The sequence below is a fragment of the Microvirga sp. 2TAF3 genome (assembly GCF_052114965.1).
In the GTDB taxonomy this organism is placed as follows: domain Bacteria; phylum Pseudomonadota; class Alphaproteobacteria; order Rhizobiales; family Beijerinckiaceae; genus Microvirga.
The window spans coordinates 1-1,369 of sequence record NZ_JBFRFT010000052.1 but is presented as its reverse complement, the minus strand read 5'-3'; the positions used below and the strand labels follow the sequence as shown (position 1 = coordinate 1,369).

Below are 1,369 nucleotides of genomic sequence, written 5' to 3'. Positions count from 1 at the left end.
GTGCCATGTGTGGACGGCTCCCCGTTGGCAAGGGTTTTGTTGAACGCTGCTGCAAGGTTGGTCGGTGCGGCCATGTGTTCGACCTGTTGCTGCGGTGCTCATGACCGCTGGCCATAATGCCCTCCGCGAAGGGGTCCCGACCAAAAGCTCGCATTCCAAGATGCTCTGGCACGAATGGGGTGTCCCGCTTCCCGGTTCGACCGGATCCTGCATTAGTGTCCTTGCGCCCTTCCCAACCTCCTGATCGCCGAACCCGTCCGGCGATGATTACGCTGCCTGTGCAACAGGCTCCCGATAGCGCTCGCCCCTGGCCATGATCGCCCACACCATCCGGGCCATCTTGTTGGCCAACGCCACCGCCGCCACCTTTGTGGCCCGCCGCGCCAGCAGTTGCACGATCCACGGCCGCTTCGTCCCGTGCCGCTGGGCAAAACGGATCACAGCGAGCGCGCCCACCGTCAGCATGGAACGCAAGTAGCGATTGCCCTGCTTGGTCACCCCGCCCAGCCGCTCCTTGCCGCCGCTGGAGTTCTGCTTCGGCACCAAGCCGATCCAGGCCGCCAGATTACGGCCTGAGGAGAAAGCCTTCGGGTTGGGGACATGGGCCACGAGAGCAGATGCGAGCAGCGGACCCACTCCAGGGATCTCGGCCAGTCGGCGGCTGACCTCGCTGGCCCGATGGCAGGCGGTGATGCGCCGGTCCATCTCCAGGATCTGGCGTTTGACCAGCACCAGTTGCTCGGCGAGCGCCAGGATGCAGGCGCGGGCCAACTCCGGGATCCGCTCATCCCCATCACGGACCAACAGCAGCAGTTCATCAACACCCTTGCGGCCGATCTTCGCCACCAAGCCGAACTCGGCCAGGTGGGCTCGGATGGCGTTGGTCAGCATGGTCTTCTGCCGAACCTGCATGAGCCGCACCCGGTGCAGCATCAGCACGCTCTGCTGCTCACACGTCTTCGTCTCGACAAAGCGCATGGTCGGCCGGGTCACCGCTTCGCAGATCGCCTCGGCATCGGCCATGTCGTTCTTCTGCCGCTTCACATAAGGTTTGACGTAAGCCGGCGGCATGAGCTTCACCTCATGGCCGAGGCTCTGGAGCTCTCGTGACCAGTGATGGGCTGAGGCACACGCCTCGATGCCGATCAGGGAGGGTGGCAGAGAAGCGAAGAACTTGAGCACCTGCCCGCGCCTGACCTGGCGCCGGATTAGCACCTCACCCGAGGCGCTGATGCCGTGCACCTGGAAGACGGACTTGGCGATGTCCAGACCAATGGTGGTGACCGTGCTCATGGGTTGCTCCTGTGTCGCTGGCTGCTCGAAGCAGCCATGCTACCTCACCGCTCGGTGGGAGCCGTCCACAGCATCA

At 64.1% G+C, this 1,369-nt stretch carries 1 protein-coding gene; it reads right to left on the bottom strand.

The window, feature by feature from the left end; genetic code table 11:
- Positions 1–267 precede the first annotated feature (267 nt).
- On the bottom strand, positions 268–1,293 hold the full coding sequence (locus AB4Y97_RS20945) for an IS110 family transposase (RefSeq protein WP_442000966.1): 1,026 nt from the start codon (positions 1,291–1,293) through the stop codon (positions 268–270).
- Between the last annotated feature and the right edge of the window lie 76 nt (positions 1,294–1,369).

What these genes read in the sequence shown, in the direction of transcription:
- AB4Y97_RS20945 (WP_442000966.1), bottom strand. Translation starts at nt 1,293, where the DNA reads ATGAGCACGGTCACCACCATTGGTCTGGACATCGCCAAGTCCGTCTTC.